The sequence below is a fragment of the Novosphingobium anseongense genome, assembly GCF_037482895.1.
GTDB classification, from domain to species: Bacteria; Pseudomonadota; Alphaproteobacteria; order Sphingomonadales; family Sphingomonadaceae; genus Novosphingobium; species Novosphingobium anseongense.
In genome coordinates, this window is record NZ_JBBHJZ010000004.1 from 41,730 (window position 1) to 60,408 (window position 18,679).

At 66.9% G+C, this 18,679-nt stretch carries 25 protein-coding genes; 12 read left to right on the plus strand and 13 right to left on the minus strand.

Annotated elements, in window-relative coordinates; genetic code table 11:
* Positions 1-2 precede the first annotated feature (2 nt).
* On the minus strand, positions 3-329 hold the full coding sequence (locus WG901_RS17965) for a lmo0937 family membrane protein (protein WP_339588486.1): 327 nt from the start codon (positions 327-329) through the stop codon (positions 3-5).
* A 36-nt stretch (positions 330-365) separates the two neighbouring features.
* Here WG901_RS17965 and WG901_RS17970 point away from each other — a divergent pair, with 36 nt between their 5' ends.
* On the plus strand, positions 366-872 hold the full coding sequence (locus tag WG901_RS17970; protein ID WP_339588487.1) for a hypothetical protein: 507 nt from the start codon (positions 366-368) through the stop codon (positions 870-872).
* Between the two features lie 2 nt (positions 873-874).
* On the opposite strand, the gene WG901_RS17975 is transcribed toward WG901_RS17970, so the two are convergent.
* Complete coding sequence (locus WG901_RS17975; protein ID WP_339588488.1) at positions 875-1,159, minus strand: DUF3175 domain-containing protein; 285 nt, start codon at positions 1,157-1,159, stop codon at positions 875-877.
* A 123-nt stretch (positions 1,160-1,282) separates the two neighbouring features.
* On the opposite strand from WG901_RS17975, the gene WG901_RS17980 reads away from it, so the two are divergent.
* A complete protein-coding gene (locus WG901_RS17980; protein WP_339588489.1) occupies positions 1,283-2,590 on the plus strand; it encodes a phosphotransferase family protein in 1,308 nt (435 codons plus the stop codon).
* Here WG901_RS17980 and WG901_RS17985 read toward each other — a convergent pair.
* Complete coding sequence (locus WG901_RS17985; protein WP_339588490.1) at positions 2,587-3,018, minus strand: cupin domain-containing protein; 432 nt, start codon at positions 3,016-3,018, stop codon at positions 2,587-2,589. The two genes, WG901_RS17980 and WG901_RS17985, sit on opposite strands and share 4 nt — an antisense overlap.
* A gap of 142 nt (positions 3,019-3,160) precedes the next feature.
* Between WG901_RS17985 and WG901_RS17990 the strand changes: the two genes are divergently transcribed.
* A complete protein-coding gene (locus WG901_RS17990) occupies positions 3,161-4,036 on the plus strand; it encodes an SDR family NAD(P)-dependent oxidoreductase (protein WP_339588491.1) in 876 nt (291 codons plus the stop codon).
* Entirely contained in the window at positions 4,033-4,857 is an 825-nt protein-coding gene (locus tag WG901_RS17995; protein ID WP_339588492.1) for a sugar phosphate isomerase/epimerase family protein, read from the plus strand. The genes WG901_RS17990 and WG901_RS17995 overlap by 4 nt, the downstream gene beginning before the upstream one ends.
* On the opposite strand, the gene WG901_RS18000 is transcribed toward WG901_RS17995, so the two are convergent.
* The 4 genes from WG901_RS18000 to WG901_RS18015 form a co-directional block, all read right to left on the minus strand.
* A complete protein-coding gene (locus WG901_RS18000; RefSeq protein ID WP_339588493.1) occupies positions 4,854-5,135 on the minus strand; it encodes a DUF427 domain-containing protein in 282 nt (93 codons plus the stop codon). The genes WG901_RS17995 and WG901_RS18000 overlap by 4 nt on opposite strands.
* 19 nt (positions 5,136-5,154) lie before the next feature.
* On the minus strand, positions 5,155-6,738 hold the full coding sequence (locus WG901_RS18005) for a GMC family oxidoreductase (RefSeq protein WP_339588494.1): 1,584 nt from the start codon (positions 6,736-6,738) through the stop codon (positions 5,155-5,157).
* 74 nt (positions 6,739-6,812) lie between these two features.
* The gene (gene alkB, locus WG901_RS18010; RefSeq protein ID WP_339588495.1) at positions 6,813-7,472 is read right to left on the minus strand and encodes a DNA oxidative demethylase AlkB; all 660 of its coding nucleotides are present in this window, start codon (positions 7,470-7,472) and stop codon (positions 6,813-6,815) included.
* Positions 7,459-8,157 carry a 2OG-Fe(II) oxygenase gene (locus tag WG901_RS18015; RefSeq protein WP_339588496.1) on the minus strand — a complete coding sequence of 233 codons (699 nt, stop codon included), beginning with the start codon at positions 8,155-8,157 and terminating at the stop codon, positions 7,459-7,461. Before WG901_RS18015 ends, alkB begins: the two co-directional genes overlap by 14 nt.
* Positions 8,158-8,301: 144 nt before the next feature.
* Here WG901_RS18015 and WG901_RS18020 point away from each other — a divergent pair, with 144 nt between their 5' ends.
* The 3 genes from WG901_RS18020 (at position 8,302) to WG901_RS18030 (ending at position 10,635) form a co-directional block, all read left to right on the plus strand.
* Positions 8,302-9,057, plus strand: coding sequence for a VgrG-related protein (locus WG901_RS18020; protein ID WP_339588497.1), 756 nt, complete (start codon positions 8,302-8,304; stop codon positions 9,055-9,057).
* A gap of 67 nt (positions 9,058-9,124) precedes the next feature.
* Entirely contained in the window at positions 9,125-9,379 is a 255-nt protein-coding gene (locus WG901_RS18025) for a DUF5654 family protein (protein ID WP_339588498.1), read from the plus strand.
* A complete protein-coding gene (locus WG901_RS18030) occupies positions 9,379-10,635 on the plus strand; it encodes a dipeptidase (protein ID WP_339588499.1) in 1,257 nt (418 codons plus the stop codon). The genes WG901_RS18025 and WG901_RS18030 overlap by 1 nt, the downstream gene beginning before the upstream one ends.
* Here WG901_RS18030 and WG901_RS18035 read toward each other — a convergent pair.
* The 3 genes from WG901_RS18035 to dapD all read right to left on the minus strand — a co-directional run bounded on the left by WG901_RS18035 (position 10,632) and on the right by dapD (position 12,304).
* Positions 10,632-11,087, minus strand: a complete 456-nt coding sequence (locus tag WG901_RS18035) for a DUF1810 domain-containing protein (protein ID WP_339588500.1) — start codon at positions 11,085-11,087, stop codon at positions 10,632-10,634. The two genes, WG901_RS18030 and WG901_RS18035, sit on opposite strands and share 4 nt — an antisense overlap.
* Positions 11,088-11,150: 63 nt before the next feature.
* On the minus strand, positions 11,151-11,357 hold the full coding sequence (locus WG901_RS18040; RefSeq protein ID WP_339588501.1) for a hypothetical protein: 207 nt from the start codon (positions 11,355-11,357) through the stop codon (positions 11,151-11,153).
* Positions 11,358-11,467: 110 nt separating this feature from the next.
* Positions 11,468-12,304, minus strand: a complete 837-nt coding sequence (dapD, locus tag WG901_RS18045) for a 2,3,4,5-tetrahydropyridine-2,6-dicarboxylate N-succinyltransferase (RefSeq protein ID WP_339588502.1) — start codon at positions 12,302-12,304, stop codon at positions 11,468-11,470.
* Between the two features lie 177 nt (positions 12,305-12,481).
* On the opposite strand from dapD, the gene WG901_RS18050 reads away from it, so the two are divergent.
* Entirely contained in the window at positions 12,482-14,137 is a 1,656-nt protein-coding gene (locus WG901_RS18050) for a hypothetical protein (RefSeq protein ID WP_339588503.1), read from the plus strand.
* Between the two features lie 4 nt (positions 14,138-14,141).
* On the opposite strand, the gene gmk is transcribed toward WG901_RS18050, so the two are convergent.
* The 3 genes from gmk to WG901_RS18065 form a co-directional block, all read right to left on the minus strand.
* The gene (gmk, locus tag WG901_RS18055; protein WP_339588504.1) at positions 14,142-14,801 is read right to left on the minus strand and encodes a guanylate kinase; all 660 of its coding nucleotides are present in this window, start codon (positions 14,799-14,801) and stop codon (positions 14,142-14,144) included.
* A 65-nt stretch (positions 14,802-14,866) separates the two neighbouring features.
* Positions 14,867-15,280, minus strand: a complete 414-nt coding sequence (locus WG901_RS18060) for a hypothetical protein (RefSeq protein ID WP_339588505.1) — start codon at positions 15,278-15,280, stop codon at positions 14,867-14,869.
* A 30-nt stretch (positions 15,281-15,310) separates the two neighbouring features.
* Positions 15,311-15,814: an SspB family protein gene (locus WG901_RS18065; RefSeq protein ID WP_339588506.1), complete on the minus strand. Its 504-nt coding sequence runs from the start codon at positions 15,812-15,814 to the stop codon at positions 15,311-15,313.
* A gap of 106 nt (positions 15,815-15,920) precedes the next feature.
* Between WG901_RS18065 and hisB the strand changes: the two genes are divergently transcribed.
* From hisB to hisF, 4 genes are read left to right on the plus strand one after another with little or no spacing between them, the layout of a single operon-like run.
* Positions 15,921-16,538 carry an imidazoleglycerol-phosphate dehydratase HisB gene (hisB, locus tag WG901_RS18070; RefSeq protein ID WP_339588507.1) on the plus strand — a complete coding sequence of 206 codons (618 nt, stop codon included), beginning with the start codon at positions 15,921-15,923 and terminating at the stop codon, positions 16,536-16,538.
* Positions 16,531-17,154 carry an imidazole glycerol phosphate synthase subunit HisH gene (hisH, locus tag WG901_RS18075; protein ID WP_339588508.1) on the plus strand — a complete coding sequence of 208 codons (624 nt, stop codon included), beginning with the start codon at positions 16,531-16,533 and terminating at the stop codon, positions 17,152-17,154. The genes hisB and hisH overlap by 8 nt, the downstream gene beginning before the upstream one ends.
* Positions 17,151-17,879 (plus strand): 1-(5-phosphoribosyl)-5-[(5-phosphoribosylamino)methylideneamino]imidazole-4-carboxamide isomerase, encoded by a 729-nt coding sequence (gene hisA, locus WG901_RS18080; RefSeq protein WP_339588509.1) that lies wholly within the window; start codon positions 17,151-17,153, stop codon positions 17,877-17,879. Before hisH ends, hisA begins: the two co-directional genes overlap by 4 nt.
* Positions 17,876-18,634 (plus strand): imidazole glycerol phosphate synthase subunit HisF, encoded by a 759-nt coding sequence (hisF, locus tag WG901_RS18085; protein WP_339588510.1) that lies wholly within the window; start codon positions 17,876-17,878, stop codon positions 18,632-18,634. The genes hisA and hisF overlap by 4 nt, the downstream gene beginning before the upstream one ends.
* The last annotated feature ends 45 nt before the right edge of the window (positions 18,635-18,679 follow it).

Below are 18,679 nucleotides of genomic sequence, written 5' to 3' on the forward strand. Positions count from 1 at the left end.
CGTCAGCGCGGCCGCGTGCGCCGGGCAAAATGCAACACGATCGCGACAACCGCGAGCACGATCAGCAGGTGGATCATTGCCCCGGTTATCTTGAGTGCAAGCGCGCCGAGTAGCCAGAGGATGACTAGAACAAGGGCGATGGCTCCCCACATGGGCGAAACTCCTCTTCGGGCGCCGGGAAAGCGCGATTTGTAAAAGAAACGTGCCGATGCGCCGGCTGTTCCGGGAACGCCTTGCGACTCGCCATCAATAGGAACATAATGGGAACAACGAGCCGCGTTGGCGGCGTCGCTACGAGTTGCATGATGTTGAATGGTAATTCCCTGCATGCGATGGCCAAGCCGTCATCGGTGCCGTGTGGCCAGATGGCTCGGCTTCCCTGGATGTCGAAGCGACGACCTCGCGAGGTTCTGCATTGGACGGTGCTGCCCGAAGCGCCCGAGGGCCAAGCGTGGCCGATCGAGACAATTCTGCATGTGCTCGCAGCCCTCGATGCGGCGCCTTTCACTTTGGTGTTCGATCGTGCCAAGGGCCAGCGTGGCGGCACCGCAGAAATCGTCTGCCGGCGGACGCCCCGGCTTGCGGGTCTGCTCGTTCGGACGCTTCTCGCGGATTTCGCGAGGGCCGGGCTCGAGCGCAAGCGCAAGGCCCGGCCGCACGTCACGCTCGACTACGCCTGGCAGGGTGAGGACTTCGACACGCCGATAGAGCCGATTGTCTGGGAAGTGGATCGGCTGCTGCTGATCGAGAGTGTCACGGGCAAGAGCCAGCATGTTGGGCATGGTGAATGGCCGCTGGTTCCGCGACAGGGCACGCTGTTTCCGTTGCGATCATGCGACCGCGAAGCCGCTGGACTGGTGATGGGGCTCTGAGTCTAGGCTTTCCCGGCCTTGTCGAAGAGCTTTCGCAGCTCATCCTTGGCGCTTTCGAGCACACGCTTCTGACCGGGATCGAGGTCCGTGCCGGCGCGGTTGATGTAGAAGGTCAGCATCGACATTGCCGACCGGAACGGGGTTGCCCGGCGACGATGGCTTGCCTCGGCAGACTGCTTCAACGAAGCGGCGATCGCCTTGGGGTCGGTTCGCGTGAAGACGTCGCGATCGATGTCGAGCGCGTTCGAATGCCGGGTCACGTCCTGCGACCATTTGCTGGTGGCCATTGGCCTCTCCTGGTGTCGCCCTCGATACGAACTTGCGGATCACCTCGCGCAAACGCACGCGGGGGTACAAGCGTTCCGCACGGGGCTGGCGTTAAGCGGCGTGGCCTGCCAAGTGCCGGGGCCATGACCGATACGCGCTCCGACCGAATGGACCTGTTCACCGGCGATCACACGGGTTTGGCCGTGCCCGCCCATGCCGAGGCGCTGCGCACCGCGGGCGCCGAATTTCTGACCTGGGCCTTTCGTGCCTTCGGAGCGATCGGCGACGACAATGCGGTGACGCGCGTGGTCGAATTCGTGCCTTGCGGGGGAGGCAGCACCGGCGACAAGCTGTTCCTGACGATCGAATATGCGCAGCCCGAGACGGGGCTCGATACGCGGCTCTTCGTCAAGTTCTCGCGCGATTTCGCCGACGAGCGGCGCGATCGGCAGCGCTGGGAAATGCAGTCCGAAGTGCCCTTCGAGATGCTGACGCGCCGGCCCGGCTTTCCGATCCGCGTGCCGCGCGCCTATTTCGCCGACTATCACGGCGAGACGGGCACGGGTCTGATCGTCACCGAGCGCGTGGCTTATGGCGAAGGCACGATCGAGCCGCACCGGCGCAAGTGCCTCGATCACCTGACGATGGACGATCCGCTGCCCTATTACCGCGAGGTCGTCACCGCGCTCGCGCGGCTCTGCGCGGCGCACAAGGCGGGGCGGCTCGCCCCCGATATCGACGCAGTGTTTCCCTTCGATCCGGTCAGCGGCTCGGCGGATCCCATCCGCTATGACGCGGCCGGGCTCCAGGCCGAGCTCGACCGCGCTTTCGCTTTCGCCGAACGTGCGCCGCAGCTACTGCCGCCCGAAGTCCGCAGCCCCGAATTCCATGCGCAGATCGCGCGCGACGCGCACCGCATCCGCGAGCACGAGGCCGCGCTCCAGCGCTACCTGACGGGCAACCGCGATCTCATTGCGCTGTGCCACTGGAACGCGCACATCGACAATTGCTTCTTCTGGCGCGACGCGGCCGGCGATCTTCATACGGGGCTGATCGACTGGGGCCGCGTCGGCCAGATCACGTTCGGCTCGATCCTCTGGGGCGGGCTCAGCGCCGCGCACCACGACATCTGGGATCATCACATCGACGAACTGCTTGCGCTGTTCGCCAGCGAGTACCACGCCCACGGCGGCCCGCGGGTGACCAAGGACGAGGTCGAGTTCCACCTGACCTTGCACATGGCGACGATGGGCGTGGCGCGCGTGCTGGCCTTCCCCGAAGTGATCCTGTTCCGCCTGCCCGAATGCGTCGAGGCAGAAGGGCCGCAGGACGCGATGTTCCTGCCGGTCGATCCCGCACGCAATTCGCTGCACATCTATACGGTGTTCTTGAAATTCTGGCGCCGCCAGGACTTCGGCGCCGCGCTCGATCGATTGCTCGCGCGCGCTTAGCGCACCGGCGCCCAGCCCTCGGGCGCGAGTTCGAAGCCGGCGAAGTCGAAGCCCGGCGAAACCACGCAGCTGACCAGCACCCAGCCGTCGACGGGCTCGGCGGCTTGCCAATGGCCGGGCGGGACGAGCGCCTGCGGTTCCTCGCCCGCGAGCACCTCGCCGCCGAGCGTGATCTTTCGCACCGGACCTTTATCTTCGGGTGCCAGCGACAGCGTCAGCGGCCCGCCGGCGTGCCAGAGCCATATCTCGGCAGCATCGACCCGGTGCCAGTGCGAGCGTTCGCCGACGTCGAGCAGGAAATGGATCGCGGTCGCGCTCGCGCGCTCGCCCGGCGCAGCCTCGGCGCGCCAGGTTTCGCGGTACCAGCCGCCCTCGGGATGGGGCTCGAGCCCCAGTTTCACGATGATCGCTGCCGCGCTGCCTTCCATGCGGCCATAGTGGCAGACGCATATGAAAATGCCATGGCCAGGCCGGCGACGATCTGGCCCGACTGCGACGGTTCGTCCGAATCGGTCAATTGCCAGGTGGGCACCCGCTTCTAGACTGCCCGCAAAATCGGGAGAGCAACTCATGACGTCCACAGACCAATCGCCCTTCGCGGGCGCCAACGCGCTGATCTTCGGCGGCGCCAAGGGTATCGGCCGCTGCGTCGCGCTCGAATGGGCACGGCGTGGCGCGAGGCTGGCCGTGGCCGACATCGATGAGGATGCGGCCAAGGCGACCGCGGCGGAGATCGCGGCCGCTGGCGGCGAGGCCGTGGGTCTGGCGGCAAACGTCATGTCGGAGGAATCGATCGCCGCGGCCATCGCCGCCGCCGAAGCCGCGCTGGGAGAGATCGACATCCTGATGAACAATGTCGGCGGCATTCTCAACGGCCATCCCGAGGACGTCCCGATGCGCGAGTGGCAGCGGATCATGGAGCTCAATTACCTGGGCTCGGCCCGCGCGACGACGCAGATGCTGCCAAAGTTTCTCGCGCGCGGCCGCGGCTACCTGGTCAACACTGCCTCGTTCGCCGGGTTCTATCCCTATGCCGCGAGCCGCATTCCCTATGCGGCCTCGAAGGCGGCGGTGATCGCGATGACCGAATCGCTGGCGCTCTATTGCGAGCCGCTGGGCGTGCGCGTCGCCTGCCTGATCCCGGGGCCGGTCGCGACGGGGGTGATGGATACGATGACTTCGTGGACCGAAAACTGCCCCATGCGCGGTCCGGGCAAGGAGACGACCCTGATGCTGCCTGAGGCCGTGGCCACGGTGCTGGCCGACGGTATGCGTGACGGGCGCATCCTGATCCCCTCGGACGACGTCGCCTTCGACGTGGTCAAGCGTTGGGCGGAATCGCCCGACGATTTCATCCGCGCCAAGATCGCCGAGTTCGAGAGCGGCGACCGCGGCAATCCGATCGTGCCCGAGGCGATCCTCGCGGCGATGGGAGCGAAGAAGTGACTGCCAACCGTCTGGGCATGGAAATGCTGACAGTGCTCAGCATGCCGCCGGCCGACTACGTGCGGCTGGCGGGCAAGCTCGGCTGCGCCTCCATCTCGATGGGGCTCTCGGGTCTGCCGCTCGAACGCTACGGCATCACCGACGCGCTCTATCCGGCGTGGTCGCTGCGCGACGATCCGGCGCTGCGCCGCGAGACGCTGGCGGCCTTGCGCGATACCGGCGTCAGGATCGGCCTGGCCGAAGGTTTCGGCGCTACTGCGGCCGAGGATGTCAGCCGCTTCGCCGGCGACCTCGACCTCTTCGCCGAACTCGGGGCGCAGCGTCTCAACGCTATCTGCCTGGAAGACGACATGGCCATGGCCACCGATCAGCTCGCCAGGCTGGCTGAAATGGCGGCGGCGCGCGGAATGGCCTTCACCATCGAGTTCTTCCCCTGCGAGGGGATCAACTCGTTCGAGCGCACGCTCTCGGTCATCGACGGCATCGGCCGCGACCGTGCCAAGGTGCTGCTCGACACGATGCACTTTTTCCGTACCGGCGGGACGCTCGAGAAGCTGCAGGCGGCGGGCACCGATGTGGTCGGCTACGTCCAACTCGCCGATGCGCCGAACACGCCGCCCGACGCGGACTATTTCCGCGACGCCATGTTCGCGCGGCTGGTGCCGGGCGCGGGCGAACTGCCGCTACGCGAACTGATCGCGGCGCTGCCCGCGGACCTGCCGATCAGTGTCGAAGTGCCGCGGCTCGACGACCTGCGCGCCGAAGGTCCGCGCGCCTATGCCGAGCGCGTGATCGCGGCGGCGCGAGAGCTCGGCGCCTAGGAAACCTCCACACCCTTCCAGAAGGCCAAGCGGCCGCGGATGTTATCCGCCTTGGGCTTGGTCTCGGGATAGTACCAGGCCGCGTCCTTGTTGGTCTGGCCGTCCACCTCGATCGAGTAATAGGAGGCCAGGCCCTTCCACGGACAGGTCGTGTGCGTGTCGCTCGGACGGAGCAGGCTCTGATCGACGGCTTCGGGCGGGAAGTAGTGGTTGCCTTCGACGACCACCGTCTCGTCGCTCCGCGCGATCACCGCGCCGTTCCAACGTGCCTCGACCATCGGCGAATCCTCCTCGCGCCTATTGCGCGGCCTGCAATACCATCTCCGCGCCCTTTTCGGCGATCATCATCGTCGGGGCATTGGTGTTGCCCGAGGTGATCCGCGGCATGACCGAGGCGTCGATCACGCGCAGGCCGTCGACACCCTTCACGCGCAGTTCGGCATCGACCACGGTGCCCATCGCCGCGGTGCCGACCGGGTGGAAGATCGTCGTGCCGATCGCGCCAGCGGCGCGCTGGAGATCTTCCTCGCTGTCGTGATCCCGGCCGGGGCGGATCTCGTCGGGGTGATAGCGTGCCATGGCCGGCTGCGCAGCGATCTCGCGGGTGATACGGATCGCCTGGGCGGCGACGCGGCGGTCTTCCTCGGTGGCGAGATAGTTGGGGCGGATGCTCGGGCTCGCCGTGGGATCGGCGCTGTTGATCGCGGTGCGGCCGCGGCTCTCGGGGCGCAGGTTGCAGACCGAGGCGGTGAAGGCGGGGAAGGGATCGAGCCCGCCGCCGAAGGCTTCGAGGCTCAATGGCTGGACGTGGTATTCGAGATTGGCCGTGGCGTAGCGGTCATGGCTTTTCACGAACATGCCGAGCTGGCTCGGCGCCATGGCCATCGGCCCCGAACGCCGCAGCAGGTATTCGAGCCCGATCAAGCCTTTGCCGAAGAGGTTCGCGGCACGCTGGTTGAGCGTCGAGACACCCGATACGCGATAGGCGCAGCGCAGTTGCAGGTGATCCTGAAGGTTGCCACCGACCTCGGGCATATCGCGCAAGGGTGCGATGCCGAGGTCGCAGAGGCGATGCGCGTCGCCGATCCCCGAGCGTTCGAGCACGGCCGGCGAACCGATCGCACCCGCCGCCAGGATCACTTCGCCGTCTGCGCGCGCGACGTGGTCCCGGTCGCCCAGCCGATAGGCGACGTCGACCGCGCGGCCGTCCTCGAACAGCACCCTGTCGACCAGCGCGCCGGTCACGACCTTGAGGTTGGCACGACTGCGCACGGGCTTGAGGAAAGCGTCCGAGGCGCTCCAGCGCCAGCCCTTGCGCTGGGTCACCTGGAAGAACGAGGAGCCTTCGTTGTCGCCGCGATTGAAGTCCTCGATCGCCGGCAGGCCCCATTCCTCGGCCGCGCGCTGGAAGGCTTCGAGGATGTCCCAGCGCAGCCGCTGCTTCTCGACGCGGATCTCGCCGCCCTGGCCATGGAATTCGCTCGCGCCGTCGTAGTGGTCTTCGGCGCGGGTGAAATAGGGTCGTACCTCGTCCCAGCCCCAGCCGGGATTGCCGGCCTGGCGCCAGCCGTCGTAGTCGGCCGCCTGCCCGCGCATGTAGATCATGCCGTTGATCGACGACGAGCCGCCGAGCACGCGCCCGCGCGGGTATTTCAGCTGGCGCCCGCCGAGCCCCTGCTCGGCCTCGGTTTGATAGAGCCAGTCGGTGCGCGGATTGCCGATGCAGTAGAGGTAGCCCACCGGCACCTTGATCCAGATGTAGTCGTCCTTGCCGCCCGCTTCGAGCAGCAGCACGCGGTTGCGCGGATCGGCGGAGAGCCGGTTGGCGAGCACGCAGCCGGCGCTTCCGCCGCCGGCGATGATGTAGTCGAACGCGTCCATGTGTCCCGTCCGGCATTCCCGGATCGCAGCGGTGGGGCAAGAGTTTTGTTCGTCCTGCCGGCCAAGACTAGGACCTATGCCAGGTTGGGAAGACGCGCCCGCCGGAATGTGAGGTTGAAGCGCAGGTCGCCGGTCTCGGGGTGATGTGCCTTGCGCAGCATATCGATGCCGTGAAAGGTCAGCCGGGCCGGGCCGCCCCAGACCACGATGTCGCCGTGGAACAGGTTGTGCCGCCGCGGCCGGTCGCTGCGCTGCTGGCCGCCCCAGATGAACCGCGCGGGCACGCCGAGCGAGACCGACACGATCGGCGCATCGTGCCGTGCCTCGTCGCGGTCCTGGTGCAGCGACAGCCGCGTGCCCGGGGCATAGCGGTTGATCAGGCAGGCATCGGGTGCGAAGCCCGGAAAGCCCGCGGTTTCGGCGGCGCGGCGCGCCAGGTCGCGGAACTGAGAGGGCATTGCCGGCCAAGCTTGACCCGATAGCGGATCGTCGTCGGTGTAGCGATAGCCGCGCCGGTCGCTGACCCAGCCGGCATCCCCGCAATTGGTCATGGCCACCGACATCGTGCCGCCGGTGCGCGTTTCGAGGTGGCGGAACGGCGCCTGCGCGGCGATCCGCGCGATCTCGGCGAGAAGCGCGCTCGCTTCGTCCAGCGCGAAGTCGCCGAGCAGCCAGGCGCCCGGATCGAGTGCGATTTTTTCACGGTCGGTGGCGAACAGGTCAGGCAGCATCATGGAAGATGATCCCCAGGGCGTGGCGGCACCCTGCGCGCAAGGCGCTGACCCCATGGCGCAGCGTCACGCGATAGTCGCCGCGACTGCCCGTCACAGGGCGCTGGTTGACCGCGAAGACCACGGCGTCGCCCTGTGCCAGCGGCACGACTTCGGCACGCGACTGCATGCGCGGGCGCTGCTCGGTCAGGATGAACTCGCCGCCCGCGAAGTCGTGGGCCGGATCGGAAAGCAGCACTGCGACCTGCAAGGGGAACACGTGTTCGCCGTAAAGATCCTGGTGCAGGCAGTTGTAGTCGCCGGGGCCGTAGCGCAGCAGCAGCGGCGTCGGCCGGCGTTGGCCGGCTGCGTGGCAGCGCGCGAGGAATTCGCCGTGATCGGCGGGAAAGCGCACGGGCAGGCCCATGCGCTCGTGCCACCGGTTGGCGATCGGTGCGAGCCGCGCATAGAGCGCGCGTCGCAGGTCTGCGATCATCGGCGGTAGCGGATAGGCGAAATAGCGATATTCGCCGCGGCCGAACCCGTGCCGCGCCATGTGCACCTGGCTGCGGAAATGCGCGGGTGCATCGTATAGCGCGGTGAGGGCGGTACAGTCCGCTGGGCTCAGCAGTTCGGGCAAAATCGACCAGCCGCGAGCATCGAGGTCGTCGGCAAGTTCGGACGCCGAAAGGGGGAGCAATGCATTCATCGCGGCACGGATAGGCACACATTCGGGCCTCGGCCTCCCGCCGCTTGCGTTCGAACCGTGATGCCAACCGACAAACCGTTTTCCTACATCGTCCTGTTTCGACAGCGTGCCAAGCGTAACGCGAAAGGAGGAAAAATGGAACATATGGTAAACAAAAAACCGGTCTTCGATGCGGTGCGCCTCATGCTCGGGCGCAGTTTCAGCCAGGACGAAGTCGACAATCTCGATCGTGCGCTCGACGCGGCCTTGTTGTCGCCGAGCTTGCACAGGCTCGGCGCGCTATCCGAGCGTTTCGAGAGCGGCGATCGCGGGGCCGGTGCCGTGTCGCGCGGCAGGGGCGATCCCGGCGGCGTGTCCTACGGCATCTGGCAACTGTCGAGCCGTGCCGGCATGGCCGCGGCTTTCGTCACGGGCGAAGGCGCGGCATGGCGATCCGACTTTGCCGGCGCCGCGCCAGGGACGCCGGCCTTTTCCGCGGCCTGGCAGGCGATCGCCGCGCGTGAGCCCGAGGCTTTTGTCGAGGCGCAGCATGCGTTCATCGCGCGCACCCATTACCGACCAGCCGTAACCGCCGTGCGCCAGCGCAGCGGGCTCGATCTCGATGCGCGGCATCCAGCGGTGCGTGATGCCGCCTGGTCGGTCGCGGTCCAGCACGGCGGCGCAGCTGGCATCCTCGTCGCCGCCGTGGCGAGAGCCGATGCCGCTAGGGCGCGCGATGCAACGGACTACGACCGCGCGCTGGTCGAGGCGATCTATGCCGAGCGCACCGCCTATGTTCTGCGCGTGGCGGCGCGCACGGGTGGGGCGCAGGGCCGCGTGCTCGAGGCAATCACACGCAATCGCTATCCGGCCGAACGGAGAGCGGCCCTGGAGATGCTGGCGAAGACCGCAACGGCTTGAGCGATGCTCGCTTGCCCGCGGCGGCGGCGGCGATAGTCTGTGTTCTTCCCCAACCAGGAGGACAGCCATGACCGACCCCCGTGCCTTCATCCAGACGATGATCGCGCTCGCATCCGCCAGCCTCGGCCTCGTCGCCGCTCTGGCCTGGAACGAGGCGATCAAGGCGACGCTCGCCCAACTCGGCCTCGGCGACGATCTCGCCGGGCTCTACACCTATGCGATCCTGGCGACGGCGATCGCGGTGATCGTGCTCTCGCTGCTCGGCAAGGCGGCGGCGCGGCTCGGCGGCGCGGCCGCGTTCGAGCGCGAGGCCGAGGGTTGATGCGCGGCACGGCCCTTTCGCTCGCCCTCGCTTTGATCGCGACCGGCGCTCAGGCGTCGCCGACACCCGAACAGGTGGCAGAAGCGGCGTTGCGCGCTTCGCCCGTCTGGGACGGTCACAACGATGTGCCCGAGCAATTGCGCGATCGCCGCAAGAACGTGATCGCCGATTTCGATTTCCGCGACACGACCAACACTGCCGATCCGGCCAAGGGCGAGATCGCGATGCACACCGACCTTGCGCGCCTGCGCAAGGGGCATGTCGGCGCGCAGTTCTGGTCGGTCTACGTCTCGGCGCTGCTGCCCGAGCCGCAGGCGGTCCAGGCGACGCTCGAGCAGATCGACGTGACCAAACGGCTGATCGCGCGCTATCCGCAGGACCTAGCGCTTTGCCTGACCGCGGCCGATGTCGAGAAGGCGATCAAGGCGGGCAAAATCGCCTCGCTGATGGGTATGGAAGGCGGCGGCTCGATCGGCGGTTCGCTGGCCGTGCTGCGCCAGATGTATGCGCTCGGCGCGCGTTATCTAACGCTCACCCATTTCCGCAATCTCGCCTGGGCCGACAGCGCCACCGACGCGCCCAAGCACGACGGGCTGACCGATTTCGGTCGCGACGTGGTACGCGAGATGCAGCGGATCGGCATGCTCGTCGATCTCAGCCACGTAAGCGAGGCAACGATGAGCGACGCGCTCGACGTCGCGAGGGCGCCGGTGATTTTCAGCCACTCGGGCGCACGCGGGGTCGCCTCGCATCCGCGCAACGTGTCCGATAGCGTGCTCGATCGGCTCAAGGCCAATGGCGGGATCGTCATGGTCGTGACTCTGCCGTCCTACGTCAGCGACGAAGTGCGCGGCTGGGGCAACCGCCGCACGGCCGAAAAGGCGCGGCTCGACGAGTTCTACGTCAACGATCCGGCGGCAGCCAAGACCGGGCTGGAGGCCTGGGTCAAGGCCAACCCGGCGCCGCGCTCGACCGTGGCGCAACTGGCCGATCACATCGACCACGTGGTCAAGCGCGCGGGCATCGATCATGTCGGGCTGGGCGGGGACTTCGACGGTATGGGAACGACGACGCAGGGCATGGAAGACGTCGCGGGCTATCCGGCGCTGTTCACGGAACTGGCAAGGCGCGGCTATTCGAAAGCGGATCTCGGCAAGGTGGCCAGCGGTAACATGCTGCGCGTGCTCAAGAGCGCGGAATCCTATGCCGCCGCGCACCGCGGCGATCCGCCGATCGAATCGCCGACGACGTTCTAGTTCAAGGCGGCGAGCGTGAGTTGGTCACGCTCGCCGTCATAGAACGCGTCGAGCGCTCGCGCATAGCGCGCACCACCGCCCGCAGCTTCGAACAAAGTCATCGAACTGCGGAACTTCGTCGCGTCGATGCCGCCGAGGATGGCCTCGGCACGTTTGCGGCCGGCCCAGCCGAGCATCGTGTCGGTGCAGTCGGCCAGCCGCGAGCCGAGCAGCGGATGCGCGAGATAGGCCTCGGCCTCGGTGCGGTCGGCCAGAGCATAGCCTTGCGCCATTTCGCTGTGGCCGAGCCCGGCGATCTGCGGGAAGACGAACCACATCCAATGGCTCTGCTTCTCGCCGGCGCGCAGTTCGGAGAGCGCACGCGGATAGATCGACTGCTGCGCGGTCACGAAGCGATCGAGCGATTGGGAGCGGCGTCGGCCGCGCAGCGCGCGGAGATTGCGGAAAGGCATCCTCGTTCTGCGGATGATCCTCGCTCCGCCGTCGCTTAGGCGAAGGCGGAGCGAGGATTGCGATCAGTTTGAGGTCGGGGGGGCTTGGTTGGTGATGCCGTCGCCCGGCCTGTCCTGAGGCGCATTCAAGGCGCCTGTCATCCAGACCGCCGACAAGGCTACTATCACCAGAACCAGGCTGATCAGCAGGACATAGCGGACGATGTGCGGGGTCGATCCGCCGCGCGCGTCTTCGGTGTTGATGTGAACTTCGTCACCGTGCCGTTCCATCTCGCTTCTCCTCGTATTTCCGTCCCGGAAAGCCGGGTTCTAGGAAACGCGCGAGTAGCGAGAGGGGTTCCGGGAGGAGGGGCGACCGCCTCCCGGTCGTCTTGCGAGGATCAGTCGCGCAGCAGCTCGTTGATGCCCGTCTTCGAACGCGTCTGCGCGTCGACGGTCTTGACGATGACGGCGCAATAGAGCGACGGACCGGGCGTGCCGTCGGGCAGGGGCTTGCCCGGCAGCGAGCCGGGGACGACCACCGAATAGGGCGGGACCTTGCCGATGTGGATCTCGCCCGTGGCGCGATCGATGATCTTGGTCGAGGCACCCAGGAAGACGCCCATCGAGATCACCGCGCCGGTGCCGACGATCACGCCTTCGGCCACTTCCGAACGCGCGCCGATGAAGGCGTTGTCCTCGATCACGACCGGATTGGCCTGGAGTGGCTCGAGCACGCCGCCGATGCCGGCGCCGCCCGAGATGTGCACGCCCTTGCCGATCTGCGCGCAGGAGCCGACCGTCGCCCAGGTGTCGACCATCGTGCCTTCGCCGACATAGGCGCCGATGTTGACGAAGCTCGGCATCAGCACGACGCCCTTCGAGATGTGCGCGCCGCGGCGAGCGACGGCACCCGGTACCACGCGGAAGCCGGCTTCCTTGAAGCGGTTCTCACCCCAGCCTTCGAACTTGAGCGGCACCTTGTCGAAGGCGTCGACGCCCGCAGCGCCATAGGGGATCGGGCCGTTGTCGTTGAGGCGGAACGAGAGCAGCACGGCCTTCTTGAGCCACTGATTGACCTTCCAGCCGCCCTGGCCATCGGGCTCGGCGACGCGCGCCTTGCCCGAATCGAGCAGGTCCAGCGCCTCGTCGACGACCTTGCGCACGTCGCTGCTGGCGGGCGTGACGGTGTCGCGCGCTTCCCAGGCGGCTTCGATCGCGGTTTCGAGTTCGGACATGCTCTCAGGCTCCATGACGTTTCGCGCGGCCGCGCGGTGTTTCAGGTTGAGCCGCCTATCGCTTGGCGCGCGGGACGGCAAGGCCGGGCGGTGATTGCACGGGATATCGTCGCATCGGCACTGGCACTCGTCAGGACCCGATGGCATGGTTTTCGCGAAGGCAGGGGCGAGCGACGTATGGAAGGCGAGGTCAGGGCCGGGCTCAAAGGCTTCCAGTGGCTGCAGCGCATGGTTATCGGCCTGTTCGTCGTCGCGCTCCTCGCCGCGATAGTCCTGCCGATCTACACCGACGAGATCGGCTGGCGGCTGCAGGAGCGCGCTGCCTACGACGGCGTCGACAAGCTGTTCACCGAGCTCTGCGGCCCGAACACGCTCGCGTCGCCGCCGTTCTGGATGATGCCCGCGCGGTACTATTCGGCGGTTTTCAATTCGCTGTTTGACAGCCCGATCTACGTCCGCCTCTCGGGCATCCTCTATGCGCTGGTCTGGACGGCTATGGTCTTGGCCCTCGTCCGGCGCGCCGGTCGCGATGGACCCGAACGGATTGCGCTCACGACGATCGCGATCGGTTTCCTGAGCATTGGCACGATGCCGCTGCTGCTCGTGATGAGCCGGCCCGAGCAGCCGATCATGCTGGCTTGGACCGCGGCGCTGCTGCTGGTCCTAGGGCGCACCGGCTCGGGTGCCGAGACCACGACGGCGAGCGCCTGGCGCCGCTCGCTCGCGATCCTGGTGCTGTCGCTGCTGGCGATGAGCTATCATGTGAAGGGCGTGGCCACGGCGCCGCTGTTCCTCGTCTGCCTGCTGTTGGTCGCCAAGGGCCGTCAGGCGGTCGTTCCACGGCTCGTGTCAGGCGTTATGCTGGTCGCGGGAGCCATCTGGTCGGGGCACTACTGGGTCGACCGCTTCCTGTGTCCGGACGATGCCGCCGCGCGCGAGGCTTTTGAGAAAAGCGCGGGTGCGGCCATCGTCGCCGCGGACAGCTCCGCCCAGATCCTGCCGCTTTTGACCAAGGCCTTGGGCAATCTCAGCCTGTTCCTCTATCCCGGCACGGTTGCACCGCGCGCTTCACCCATGGCGGACTGGCTGCCCGCAGAACAGATCACCCGGGCGGATTCCTTCACGTTCTTCCTGGTAGTGGTGGCGCTGTGGTCGATCGCAATGATCGTCACGGTCTGGTGTCTGCTGCGCGCGATGCGCCGGGCGTGGCGTGAGCGGCGGCTCGACGATCGTTTCCTGCTGGCCGGTGCGCTGCTGGCGATGTTCCTGGGCTGGAGTGCGATAGGCTTTACCGGCGTCTACGAGGCCACCTTTACCGTGCCGATGCTGACCCTGGGCGTGGTGCTGGCCCTGTCCACGCATGACGGCGGGCCGAATTTTGCAAGGGGTCTGACTTGGGCCGCCGCCGGTATCGGCCTTGCCGGTCTCGTCAGCATGGCCCTGTTGACTGCGATTTACGGCGCGCCACTCACCGCCAGCACGCGCACGCCCGGCTACGTACCGGGGCAGCACTTTTCGATCACCCCTTTCGGCTTTGACGCGATCCGCCGCGACACCCTGGCCGTCGCGCGCCAGTGTGGCATCGTCGATCCCGTAGCGAAGCAGAGACTGCTGCTCGACGACCTGACCTATTTCCCGCTGATGCACAGCCGGCTTCCCGAGCATCGCGGTGCCCTGTTGCCGCCCTATGTGGCTGCCCACGATCCGGTCGAATACCTGCGGTCGATCAGGTCCGACGGTATCGTGTCGTGGTGCGCCGCGCTGCCGCCCGCGATGCAAGCCCGCGCCAAACGGCAGGGAAAGATGTGCTGCTTGGCGCCGTCCGACTTTTAGCGGATCAGACCTCGGGTCGCATCAGTTCGCGCACGAAGCCGATCAGCCCCGTCTGGCGCGCGCGGCTCAGGCGTTCGGCGGCGAGGATTTGCACGACTTTGTCGAAGCAGGTGTCGATGTCGTCGTTGACCACGACATAGTCGTAGCCGTCCCAATGGCTGATCTCGGCCTGGGCGCGCGCCATGCGGCCGGCTATGACTTCGGCACTGTCGGTGCCGCGTGCGGTCAGGCGGCGGCGCAACTCGTCGAGGCTGGGGGGCAGCAGGAAGACGCGGACGACGTCGGTTTCCGATTTCTGATAGAGCTGCTGGGTACCCTGCCAGTCGATGTCGAACAGAAAGTCACGGCCTTCCTTGAGGCCGGCCTTGATCTGCGACTTGGGGGTTCCATAGGAGTGGCCGAAGACGTGGGCCCATTCCATGAAATGCCCGTCCTCGACCATCTGGTCGAACTGCTCCTGGGTCTTGAAGATGTAGTCCTTGCCGTCGATCTCGCCGGGGCGCGGCTGGCGCGTCGTTACCGAGACCGACATGCCCATGCGTTCGTCATGCGCGAGCAGCTTGCGCGAGATGGTGGTCTTGCCCGCGCCCGACGGCGAAGACAGGATGAACATCAAGCCGCGCCGGTGCAGCGTGTCGTCGTGGGTTTCGGGAATCTGGGCCATGGCCGCTGATGCCGATAGCCGGCCCGCAAATCAAGTGACGGCGCGACGGCCGAAGTGCGAGAGGGTCAGCCCTTCTTGGCTTGATCGTCGACTTCCGCGGCGCCTTCGGCCGCGGCCTTGCGCTGCTTGCCATGGTCGTAGAGCGTCTTGGCGAGCAGCCCTCCCCCTATCAACAGGGCGCCGGGCACCGAGCGCGTGGCGATCCGCGCCACGGCCGTGCCGAGCAGCGTTTGCGTCATGCTGCGGCCCTTGACGATATTCTTGGCCTTGTCGGGGGAATATTTCACGCCGAGCAGGGTGCGCTCGACCATATGGCGCAGCAGCCGCCCGCCGCCGCGCAGCGCGACGTCGGCGATGATGATATTGGTCATCGGATTGGGGCTGGGGCCTTTTTCGAGCGCGGCCTCTGCCTTCTTGGCGGTTGTGGTTACGGCCTTGCCGATCTTCTTCACGCCCGACTTCGCCCTACCAGTGGCCATCGCACCCTCGCTTGCGGGGCGGATCGCCCCTTATTTCTTTCGGCCGAAATCGACCGATACGACGTTCGATCCGTCATCAGCAGGGGTAACGCGCGGTGCGGACTCGCGTTCCAGCGAATCGTTCTCCGCATCGTCGTGCGGTTCGGGTTCCATCTGCGAGCCAACTGCCTGGAATTGCAGGCCGAAATCGACCGCTGGGTCGACGAAGGCGGTGATCGCGCCGAAGGGCACGACGAGCTTAGCGGGCACCTGGTTGAAGCTGAGGCCGACCGAGAACAGCGTCTCCTCGACGCTCAGCTCCCAGAACTTGTTCTGGAGCACGATCGTCATCTCGTCAGGGAAGCGTTCCTTGAGATGCGCCGGGATCGACACGCCGGGCGCGCCGGTCTTGAAGGTGATGTAAAAGTGATGGTTGCCAGGCAGCACGCTGCCGCCCGCCTCGACCTGGCCGAGAACGCGGCCGACTACGGCGCGCAGCGCTTCCTGCACGATCTCGTCGTAGGGGATCAGGCTGTCGGGTACTTGGTCAGTCATCGCCATCCAAGTGGCCTTCCCGGCGTCATGGGTCAAGTCCCGCGTCGGCGGCGGCCTCACGGGTTTGGATTGATTCCCACGCTCTCGTCACTATAGGCCGGCGCCTATGGCAACAGCGCGCATCGCCCGGATCAGTCGCAAGACTCACGAGACCGATATCCAGGTCGAGATCAATCTCGACGGGACCGGCGCCTACGACGTGTCGACCGGCATCGGCTTCCTCGATCACATGATCGAGCAGTTCTCGCGCCACTCGCTGATCGACATCACCTGCAAGATCGTCGGCGATCTGCATGTCGACCAGCATCACACCACCGAAGACAGCGCGATCGCGATCGGCCAGTGCATCAGCGAGGCGCTTGGCGACAAGGCCGGCATCGGCCGCTACGGCCAGGCCTATTCGCCGATGGACGAGGCGCTGGCGCGTGTCGCGCTCGACATCTCGGGCCGTCCCTGGCTCGTGTGGAAGGCGTCGTTCAGCCAGCCGCGGCTCGGTGAAATGGACACCGAACTGTTCGAGCACTGGTTTCAGTCGATCGCGCAGGCCGTGGGCATCACGCTGCACATCGAGTGCCTCTACGGCCAGAACAACCACCACATCATCGAAGGCATCTTCAAGGGCTTCGCCCGCGCCATGCGGCAGGCGGTCGAGCCCGACCTGCGCAAGGGCGGGGCGATCCCCTCGACCAAGGGCATTCTTGGCAAGGGTGGCCTGAATGGCTGAGGTGCTCGCGCTCGTCGATTACGGCGCGGGCAACCTGCATTCGGTCGCGAACGCGCTCAAGGCAGCCGGCGCCGAGGGCGTCACGGTTACCTCGGACCCCGACGTCGTGCGCGCCGCCGATCGCATCGTCCTGCCCGGCGTCGGCAGCTTCCGCGCCTGTGTCGAGGGGCTGCTGGGTATTCCGCATCTGGTTGAATCGATGACCGAGCGCGTCCAGGTCGGCGGCGCGCCGTTCCTCGGCATCTGCGTCGGCATGCAACTGCTCGCGACGCGCGGGGTCGAGCACGGCGTGACCGAAGGCCTCAACTGGATCGAGGGCGAGGTGCGGCGCATCGAGGTCACCGATCCGGCAATCAAGATCCCGCACATGGGCTGGAACGACGTCGCCGTGCCGCCGCACGCGGACGGTCTGATCGAGCCGGGCGAAGCCTATTTCCTGCACTCGTATCATTTCGTGCCTGACGCCGGTCACGACGTCGCGGCGATGACCGACCACGGCGGTGGGATCGTCGCCGCGGTCGCGCGCGACAACGTCGTCGGCGTGCAGTTCCATCCCGAAAAGAGCCAGGCTTTCGGCCTCGCGCTCCTGTCACGTTTCCTGGAGTGGAAGCCTTGATCGTATTTCCCGCCATCGACTTGAAGCAGGGCCAGGTCGTCCGCCTGGCCGAAGGCGACATGGATCGTGCCACGGTCTACGGCGACAACCCTGCCGCCCAGGCCGTGCTCTTCGCCGAGCAGGGATCGCAATACCTCCACGTCGTGGATCTCGACGGCTCCTTCGCGGGCCGGGCGGAGAACAAGGGCGCGGTCGAGGCGATCCTCGAAGCCTTCGACGGTCATGTCCAGCTTGGCGGCGGTATCCGCACGCGCGAGGCGGTGGACGGCTGGTTCGATCTGGGCGTGTCGCGCATCGTCATGGGCACGGCCGCGCTCAAGGATCCCGAATTCGTCAAGGACATGGCCAAGGCCTATCCCGGCGGCATCGTCGTCGCGGTCGACGCGCGCGACGGCATGGTCGCGACCGAGGGCTGGGCCGAGGTCTCCGACGTCTCGATCGTCGACATGGCGCGCCGCTTCGAGGACGCCGGCGTCGCCAGCCTGCTGTTCACCGACATCGGCCGCGACGGCATGCTCAAGGGCTGCAACATCGACGCGACGGTCGATCTCGCGCGCCGTACCGACCTGCCGGTGATCGCCAGTGGCGGGGTGAAGGGTCTCGACGACATCCGCCTGCTCGCGGTCCATGCCAACGACGGGATCGAGGGCGTGATCACCGGGCGGGCGCTGTTCGAAGGCCGGCTCGATCTGGCGGCGGCGATCGCCATGGCCAACAAGCAGTGACCGTCCGTGTCCGCGTCATCCCCTGCCTCGACGTCCGCGACGGGCGTGTGGTCAAAGGCGTGAACTTCGTCGACCTGCGCGATGCCGGCGATCCGGTCGAGCAGGCGAAGACCTATGACGCGGCCGGGGCGGACGAGCTCTGCTTCCTCGACATCTCGGCCAGCCACGAAGGCCGCGGCACTCTGCTCGACGTCGTGCGCCGCACAGCGGAAGTCTGCTTCATGCCGCTGACCGTGGGCGGCGGCGTCCGCTCGGCCGACGATGCGCGGGCGCTGCTGCTCGCCGGGGCGGACAAGGTCGCGGTCAATTCGGCGGCCGTTTCGCGGCCCGAGGTCGTGTCGGACATCGCCGAGAAGTTCGGTAGCCAGTGCATCGTCGCTTCGGTCGACGCGCGGCGCAAGGATGGCCGCTGGAAAATCTTCACCCACGGCGGCCGCAAGGAAACCGGGATCGATGCGATCGCGCATGCGGTGCGGCTCGCGGAATTGGGTGCTGGCGAACTGCTCGTTACCTCGATGGACGGGGATGGTACGAAGGCCGGCTACGATCTCGAGCTGACGCGCGCGATCGCCGATGCCGTGTCGGTGCCGGTGATCGCGAGCGGCGGCGTCGGTACGCTCGACCACCTGGTCGAGGGCGTGACGCAGGGCCATGCCAGCGCCGTGTTGGCGGCCTCGATCTTCCACTTCGGCCAGCACACGGTGGCCGAAGCTCACGCCGCCCTGCGCGCTGCCGGACTGCCCGCGCGCGGCTGAACTGTCGGCAGGGCTTACAGCCGGCTGCCGATCACCCATTGCGTT

Bases quoted from the DNA above. Each gene is read 5' to 3' on its own strand.
- WG901_RS17965 (WP_339588486.1), bottom strand. From the start codon at position 329: ATGCAGGGAATTACCATTCAACATCATGCAACTCGTAGCGACGCCGCC.
- dapD (WP_339588502.1), bottom strand. From the start codon at position 12,304: ATGTCCGAACTCGAAACCGCGATCGAAGCCGCCTGGGAAGCGCGCGAC.
- hisB (WP_339588507.1), top strand. From the start codon at position 15,921: ATGGCAACAGCGCGCATCGCCCGGATCAGTCGCAAGACTCACGAGACC.
- alkB (WP_339588495.1), bottom strand. From the start codon at position 7,472: ATGATGCTGCCTGACCTGTTCGCCACCGACCGTGAAAAAATCGCACTC.
- WG901_RS18005 (WP_339588494.1), bottom strand. From the start codon at position 6,738: ATGGACGCGTTCGACTACATCATCGCCGGCGGCGGAAGCGCCGGCTGC.
- WG901_RS17975 (WP_339588488.1), bottom strand. From the start codon at position 1,159: ATGGCCACCAGCAAATGGTCGCAGGACGTGACCCGGCATTCGAACGCG.
- WG901_RS18060 (WP_339588505.1), bottom strand. From the start codon at position 15,280: ATGGCCACTGGTAGGGCGAAGTCGGGCGTGAAGAAGATCGGCAAGGCC.
- WG901_RS17985 (WP_339588490.1), bottom strand. From the start codon at position 3,018: ATGGAAGGCAGCGCGGCAGCGATCATCGTGAAACTGGGGCTCGAGCCC.
- WG901_RS17990 (WP_339588491.1), top strand. From the start codon at position 3,161: ATGACGTCCACAGACCAATCGCCCTTCGCGGGCGCCAACGCGCTGATC.
- WG901_RS17970 (WP_339588487.1), top strand. From the start codon at position 366: ATGGCTCGGCTTCCCTGGATGTCGAAGCGACGACCTCGCGAGGTTCTG.
- WG901_RS18035 (WP_339588500.1), bottom strand. From the start codon at position 11,087: ATGCCTTTCCGCAATCTCCGCGCGCTGCGCGGCCGACGCCGCTCCCAA.
- WG901_RS18015 (WP_339588496.1), bottom strand. From the start codon at position 8,157: ATGAATGCATTGCTCCCCCTTTCGGCGTCCGAACTTGCCGACGACCTC.
- WG901_RS18020 (WP_339588497.1), top strand. From the start codon at position 8,302: ATGGTAAACAAAAAACCGGTCTTCGATGCGGTGCGCCTCATGCTCGGG.
- WG901_RS18000 (WP_339588493.1), bottom strand. From the start codon at position 5,135: ATGGTCGAGGCACGTTGGAACGGCGCGGTGATCGCGCGGAGCGACGAG.
- gmk (WP_339588504.1), bottom strand. From the start codon at position 14,801: ATGGCCCAGATTCCCGAAACCCACGACGACACGCTGCACCGGCGCGGC.
- WG901_RS18030 (WP_339588499.1), top strand. From the start codon at position 9,379: ATGCGCGGCACGGCCCTTTCGCTCGCCCTCGCTTTGATCGCGACCGGC.
- WG901_RS18040 (WP_339588501.1), bottom strand. From the start codon at position 11,357: ATGGAACGGCACGGTGACGAAGTTCACATCAACACCGAAGACGCGCGC.
- WG901_RS18065 (WP_339588506.1), bottom strand. From the start codon at position 15,814: ATGACTGACCAAGTACCCGACAGCCTGATCCCCTACGACGAGATCGTG.
- WG901_RS18050 (WP_339588503.1), top strand. From the start codon at position 12,482: ATGGAAGGCGAGGTCAGGGCCGGGCTCAAAGGCTTCCAGTGGCTGCAG.
- hisH (WP_339588508.1), top strand. From the start codon at position 16,531: ATGGCTGAGGTGCTCGCGCTCGTCGATTACGGCGCGGGCAACCTGCAT.
- WG901_RS17980 (WP_339588489.1), top strand. From the start codon at position 1,283: ATGACCGATACGCGCTCCGACCGAATGGACCTGTTCACCGGCGATCAC.
- WG901_RS18025 (WP_339588498.1), top strand. From the start codon at position 9,125: ATGACCGACCCCCGTGCCTTCATCCAGACGATGATCGCGCTCGCATCC.